The organism is Kitasatospora sp. NPDC127116, from assembly GCF_042677365.1.
Lineage (GTDB): Bacteria > Actinomycetota > Actinomycetes > Streptomycetales > Streptomycetaceae > Kitasatospora > Kitasatospora lactacystinica.
The window spans coordinates 1-6,562 of sequence record NZ_JBHXTL010000242.1; the positions used below are offsets into that span (position 1 = coordinate 1).

Annotated in this window: 4 protein-coding genes and 1 pseudogene; 4 read left to right on the forward strand and 1 reads right to left on the reverse strand. The window is 76.4% G+C overall.

Annotated features, from left to right (window positions below):
• Positions 1–814: pseudogene (locus tag ACFVHV_RS42810) on the reverse strand (hypothetical protein); the annotation flags it as partial.
• A gap of 278 nt (positions 815–1,092) precedes the next feature.
• Between ACFVHV_RS42810 and ACFVHV_RS42815 the strand changes: the two are divergent.
• The 4 genes from ACFVHV_RS42815 to ACFVHV_RS42830 all read left to right on the forward strand — a co-directional run bounded on the left by ACFVHV_RS42815 (position 1,093) and on the right by ACFVHV_RS42830 (position 6,535).
• Complete coding sequence (locus ACFVHV_RS42815) at positions 1,093–2,310, forward strand: rhodanese-like domain-containing protein (protein WP_380359154.1); 1,218 nt, start codon at positions 1,093–1,095, stop codon at positions 2,308–2,310.
• Between the two features lie 98 nt (positions 2,311–2,408).
• Positions 2,409–3,071: a DUF5819 family protein gene (locus ACFVHV_RS42820; protein ID WP_359912184.1), complete on the forward strand. Its 663-nt coding sequence runs from the start codon at positions 2,409–2,411 to the stop codon at positions 3,069–3,071.
• The gene (locus ACFVHV_RS42825) at positions 3,068–4,324 is read left to right on the forward strand and encodes an HTTM domain-containing protein (protein ID WP_380359157.1); all 1,257 of its coding nucleotides are present in this window, start codon (positions 3,068–3,070) and stop codon (positions 4,322–4,324) included. Before ACFVHV_RS42820 ends, ACFVHV_RS42825 begins: the two co-directional genes overlap by 4 nt.
• 9 nt (positions 4,325–4,333) lie before the next feature.
• Positions 4,334–6,535: an FUSC family protein gene (locus ACFVHV_RS42830; protein WP_359912179.1), complete on the forward strand. Its 2,202-nt coding sequence runs from the start codon at positions 4,334–4,336 to the stop codon at positions 6,533–6,535.
• Positions 6,536–6,562 lie beyond the last annotated feature (27 nt).

A 6,562-nucleotide genomic window follows, 5' to 3' on the forward strand; every position in this document is an offset into this window, starting at 1 on the left:
GGACGGGCAGCGGGCCGGGCGGCCGGCGGCCGGGCGCGCCCTGTTCGGGCTGCGGCGGCGGGCCGACCCGGGCGGCGCGCTGCTGGGGCGTCGGGTAGCGGCGGCCGAGGCCGGCGGCCGCGTGCGCCGTACCGGTCTGCGCGTCGGCGGGCAGCACCGGCAGCACGGTGGCCGGGTCCAGCCGCAGGGCGGGCAGTCCGCCCCGGTCCAGCGCGGCCAGCAGCGCCGCGCGGTGGCCGGCGGGCAGCAGCCGGGCCAGCGGCTCGGGCACCGGCCGACCGGCCGGGGTGAGCGCCGCGGTCAGGGTGTGGAAGCCGCCCCGGGCGCCGGGCGCGGCGGCGAAGGGGAGCAGCCGCTCGCCGAGCGCGAGCCGCGGCCCGGTGGAGCGCAGCGGGCGGGCGTCGGCGGCCAGCGCCAGCAGTCCGCCGGCCGGGCCGGGCAGCGGGTAGGCCCACCAGAGCACGTCGCGCTGGTGCTCCTCGCGGTCGGTGACGGTCAGCCGGCCGGCCCAGGGGCGGCCGTCGGCGGTCCGCTCGGCGAGGGTGTCGAACGCGTCGCAGGGGCGGCGGACGGAGCAGCGTTCGCGCGCCCGGGGTTCCAGGGCGGGCAGCAGGCCGGAGGCCGGGCGGTCGTGGGCGACCTCGGCGCGGTGGCCGAAGAGTTCCTCGGCGGCCCGGCCCCACTGGGCGATCCGGCCGGACCGGTCGACCAGGACGGGGACGAGCCGGACCAGGGCGGCCACACCCGTCGGGTGGTCGCCCGGCGCGGTTCCGTCGCCCGCCGGCCGCGGTGTGGAGTTGGACTCGGCCACCATGGATTCGCTCTGCTCCCGCCTGGCCGCCGCGCCCGGGGGCGGCCGTCGCTCCGGAGGAAGGCACGCTGTGCGGATACCAGCGAAGCACGGACCGGGCCGGGCTCGACACCGAAACGGGGAGATTCCTCAGGATCGGTTGCGTGTCGTGTGCCGCACGCCGGTTCGTGCCCCCGGTTCACCCGGACGGGGCCCGCGACCACGGCGGTAGGGTGGCAGGCCGGACCGCCCGTACGGGTGGTCCGCAGGACGCATCCGGCCGGACGAGACAGAGGCGACAAGTGAGCGCGCAGAGCCCCGCCCGCTGGACGGACCCGGAGCAGCAGGCACTGGAGGAGCGGGTCGCCGCCGCCGAGCTCGCCTGGCTCAGCATGGACGTGGACGTCCAGACGCTGCGGGTCGAGATCGACAACTTCGCGCTGATCCACCACCAGCTGCTCGGCCCGCTGTACGCCCGGCTGGACGAACTGGACGCGCTGGTCGCCGAGGCCGTCGCGGCCCGCACCGGCCGGCCGGAGGACCTGCGCCGGGCCGCCGAGGCACGGCAGCAGGTCGAGGACCTGCCGGACCTGGACGCGCTCTTCGACTCGGTGCGCGAGCAGGCCGGCCAGGACGGGGAGGCGGCCCCGCCGCCCGCCGCACCCGAGCGGGTGCGGCCCGGCAAGGACGCCCAGCGGATCTACCGCGAGCTGGTCCGCCGCGCCCACCCCGACCTGACCACCGACCCGGCCGAGCAGCAGCGCCGGGCCGCCTTCCTGGCCCGGGTCAACGAGGCCTACGCGTACGGGGACGCGACCGCCCTGGGGGCCCTGGCCGCCGAGTGGTCCACCGCGCCGCAGGCCGCGCCCGCCGTCGACGCGCCCGACCGCGCGGACTGGCTGCGCCGCCGGCTGGACTGGCTGACCGCCAAGATCACCGAGACCGCCACCGAGCAGGTCCGGCTGGAGCAGACCCCGATGGGCCAGCTGCTCGCCCTGGCCCCGCAGGACCCGGACCGGCTGCTGGAACAGCTCGCCGAGGAACTGCTGGCCAAGGCCGCCGAGCGCCGGGCCGAGCTGGAACGGCTGCTCGGCGGCCCGGCCCCGGCGGACGGCCCGGCCTCCGGCGGCCGGGGCACGGCGCCGGTGGGCGACAATGACACGCATCCCCGCGAATCCCAGGAGAGCCACACGATGTTCCCGCAGATCCCCTCCGCCGACGCCGCCGCCGTGCCCGCCGACGCCGCCCTGCTGGACGTGCGCGAGCAGGACGAGTGGGACGCCGGCCACGTCGACGGCGCCCTGCACATCCCGATCGGCGAGGTGATCGCCCGCCTCGGCGAGCTGCCGGAGGAGAAGCTGTACGTGCTCTGCCGGGTCGGCGGCCGCTCCGCGCAGGTCGTCCAGTACCTGGTCCAGCAGGGCCGGGACGCGGTGAACGTGGACGGCGGGATGCACGCCTGGCAGGGTGCGGGCCGTCCGATGGTGAGCAGCACCGGCCAGGAGGCCTTCGTCCTCTGACGGCCCGGCACCCGCCGCCCGTGCCGTGCGGCAGGATGGGCGCGCGCGAGCGCGCCGGCACCGGGCCGGTGGCGCCCGCCGACCGGTCGGGGGAGGCCATGACCGAGACGACGGACCGGCCGGCTGCCGGGAGGACCTGGTCCAGGCCCGCGCAGCTGGTCCTCGGCTTCGCCGGGTCGGTGCTGGCCGGCGGCACCGGGCTGTTCCTCGCCGCGGTGTTCCTGCACGTCGCGCCCGCCAACTCGGTGTCCCGGCAGTACCGGGACGAACTCGACGGCGTGGTGTACCCGGAGTTCGAGCAGAACTGGAAGCTGTTCGCGCCCAACCCGCTCCAGCAGAACGTGAGCGTGGACGCCCGGATCCGCACCGCCGCGCCCGACGGGTCCACCCGCACCCACGACTGGATCGGGCTGACCGCCCAGGACGTCGCCGCGATACGGGGCAACCCGGCGCCCAGCCACGTCGAGCAGAACCTGCTGCGCCGGGCCTGGGACTTCTACGACGGCTCGCACAACCCGCAGGACGAGACCCCGGCCTCCCCGCGCGGCAGGCTCGCCGAGCAGTACCTCAAGCGGATCGCCCTGCAGCGGATCGGCCGGGAGGCGGACGGCGGGCGGGTCGTGGAGATCCAGTTCCGGTCGACCGCGGCCACCGTCCCGCCGCCGTCCTGGAGCGGCGAGCCCGCGCCGGCGGCGCCCCGGGTGCGGGAGCTGCCGTGGTGGCCGGTGACGGACGAGGACTACCGGGGGCTGCTCGGATGAACGAGGCGACGGTGCGGACCGCGGCACCCGACGGGGCGGCACCGGACGGGGCGGGGCCGGACGGCGGGGTGCCCCGGCAGACCGGGGCCGCGCGGCCGGTGGAGTCCGGGGCGGCGGGGGCGGCACGCGGGCCGCGGGCCCCGCTCGGCCGGGCCGCCGAGGCGTTCACCGGACGGGCGCTCGGCCGCCACCAGGCGGCGGTGGTGCGGATCGGCTTCGGACTGGTCTGGCTGGCCTACCTGCTGCGCGAGTGGCCGCACCGGCGGGTGCTGTACGGCGACCTCTCCCCCTGGTCGGCGGAGCTGGCCGAACGGCTGCTGGCCGACAACGGGGCGTTCACCGTGCTGCCCTGGTTCGGCGGCCGGCTCTGGTCCGAGCTGGTCTACCACCTGGCCGTGCTGGCCGCCCTGGCCGTACTGCTGGGCTGGCGGACCAGGGCGAGCACGGTGCTGTTCCTGGTCACCGTGCTGTCCCTGCAGAACCGCGACGTCTTCCTCGGCGACGGCGGCGACAACGTCGTCCACCTGATGGCGGTCTACCTGGTCTTCACCCGCTGCGCCGAGGTCTGGTCGCTGGACGCCCGGCGCCGAGGACCCGGGCGGACCGGAGTGGTGCTCTGGGCGGTGCTCGGAGCCGCCCTGGCGGCCTGTCAGTTCGGCGGCTTCGCCGGGGACACCCTGACCTGGACCGACCGGGCCTTCCCGTACCTCGGCTGGTCCCCGTTGTTCTGGGCGAGCTGGACGGCGGCCGGGCTCTGGTGGACGCTCGGCCGGCTGCGGCCGGACGGCGAGCCGCGGGCGGTCCTCGACGCGCTGGCGAACATGGTGCACAACTGCGCGATGCTGGTGATCGCCGTCGAAGTGGTGCTGATCTACGCCACGGCCGGCTGGTACAAGGTGCAGGGCTCGCGCTGGCAGGACGGCACCGCGCTGTACTACCCGCTGCACCTGGACTACTTCACGCCCTGGCCGGGACTGTCCGCGCTGGTCGGCTCGGCGCTGCTGCCGGTCTTCCTGATCTCCTACGGCACCGTGATCCTCCAGGTGGCGTTCCCGTTCACGCTGCTCAACCGGCGGGTCAAGAACGGCCTGCTGGCCGTCATGATGCTGGAGCACGCGGGGATCGCGGTCGTGCTCGGGCTGCCGGTCTTCTCGCTCGCGATGATCGCGGCGGACGCGGTGTTCCTGCCGACCGGGGCACTGCTGTGGGCGGCGGCGCGGCTGAGCCGGATCCGGCGGAGGTATCCGGCCTAGGATGTCGCTATGTCCTGGTTCGCCGCACTTCGTGACACCGCGCGGACCGGACTCACCCTGGACCGGGCGCTCACCGACCCCAAGCGGGCGGTGCGCGGGGCCGTCGCGGTGGCGCTGGTGCTCTTCCCCACCCTCGCGCTCGGCGGGGTCGCGCTCGCCACCTCGGCCGCGATGGGCGCGTTCATCGCCGGCTCGGCCACCTTCCAGCGCAGCTTCCGGCCCCGGGCCAGCCTCGCCGTCGCCGCCGGGGCCGGACTCGGCATCAGCACCTTCCTCGGCTACCTGGCCGCCGGCGTCCCCGGGCTCTTCCCGGTGCTGCTCGCGGTGTGGGCCTTCGGCGCCGGACTGGCCTGGGCGATCGGGCCCACCGCCGGAGTGGTCGCCACCAACACCGTCTCGGTGATGCTGATCGTCGTGCAACTCCCGGTCAGCACGGTCACCGCGCTCGGCCACGGGCTCGTCGCCGCCCTGGGCGGAGTCGCCCAGGCCACCGTCATCACCGTCTGGCCGATCGGCAGCTGGACCGCCCAACGGGAGGCCCTCGCCGACACCTACGCCGAACTCGCCGACTACGCCCGCCGGTTGCGACAGGACCCGACCGCGCACGTCGACCCCGAGCCGTTCATGACGGCCCGCCACGCCGCCGCCCTCACCCCCTGGCAGGACCGCCACCGGCCGCCCGAGCTGCGCGGACTGCGCGGCATCGCCGAGCGCATCCGGCCCACCCTCGCCGCACTCGCCGACCCCAAGGTCGGCGCCCCCGAAGAAGGGCCGGGCCGGGACCGGGCCCGGGAAGTGCTGGCCGCCGCCGCCGAGGTCATGGACGCCCTCGCCCGGGCGATCCGCACCGGCGACCCCGTCCGGCTCCCCCGCTCCGCGCCCTCGCTCACCCTGGTCGGCTCCGACGACGGGCCGCGGCTCCAGGGCGCGGCCCGGCGCTCCGCCCGGCGGCTCGGCGGGCTGCTGCGGAAGGCCGCGGACACCCTGGACCGCAACGACGAGGACACCATCACCACCCCCGTCGTCGGGGCCGGCGGGGCGCTGCGCAAGCCCACCATCGCCCGGATGCTGCCGGTCGCCGCACGGGCCGTGCGGCGGCAGCTGCACCCGCGCTCGGCGATCTTCCAGCACGCCGTCCGGCTCGCCGGCGTGGTCACCGTCGCCTACCTGCTGGCCCGGCTCGCCGGATTCCACCACGGGTACTGGGCGCCGATGACCGCCGCGATGGTGATGCGGCCGGACTTCGCCCAGACCTACAGCAGGGGCGTCGCCCGGCTGGCCGGAACAGTGGTCGGAGTCGCCGTCTCGACGCTCGTGGTGCAACTCGCCCACCCCGGGCAATGGGTGCTGGCCGCGCTGGCGGTGATCTGCATCGGCGGGTCGTACCTGGCGTTCCGCACCGGGTACGCGCTCACCACGGTCGGGATCTCCACGTACGTGGTGTTCCTGCTCGGACTGCAGGAGGGCAACCCGCTGGTGACGGCCTTCGAACGGGTCGGGCTCACCCTGCTCGGCGGATCGATCGCACTCGTCACGTACGCGCTCTTCCCGACCTGGCAGACCGCCCGGCTCGGCGAACGGCTCGCCGAATGGCTGGCGGCCGCCGGACGGTACGCGGCGGCGGTGATCGCCTGCTACGAGGAGCCGGCGGCGCCGCGCGGACGGGTGGTGCGCAGCGCGCTGCTGGACTCCCGGGAGGCGCGCTCCGAACTGTTCCAGGCGATGCAGCGGGCCGACGCCGAACCCGGGCGGCACGAATCCGGGCTGGCCGGGGTGAGCCGGCGCCAGATCGACCGGGCCCGGGCGGCGGTCGGGGCCCTCGGGCGGGCGGCGGTGCTGCTGGAGGCCCACCTGCCGGCGGGGGACGCGGAGCCGGTGCCGGGGGCGGGGGCGTACGCGGAGGAGCTGCGGCTGGCGACGGCGCTCGCGGCGGGGGCGATGCTGACGGGGCGGACGGTGGAGTTCGGGGCGGTGCGGGACGCCCAGGTGTGGTTGGAGGAGGGGCTGGCGGGGGCGCCGGCGGGGGTGCAGCGGGATGTGGTGAGGGCGGGGACGCGGTTGGTGGGGCAGGCTCTGCGGGATTTGGAGCGGGCCTTGCGGGGGTCTTCTGTGGGGGAGGGCTCTCGGGAGGGTGGTCTTCGGGAGGGGGGCTCTCGGGAGGGTGGGGGGCCGGGGGCGGCTCCGGGGGTGGGTGCTCCGGGGGCTGGGTGATTTTCAGACTGCCGACCCTGTGGGTGG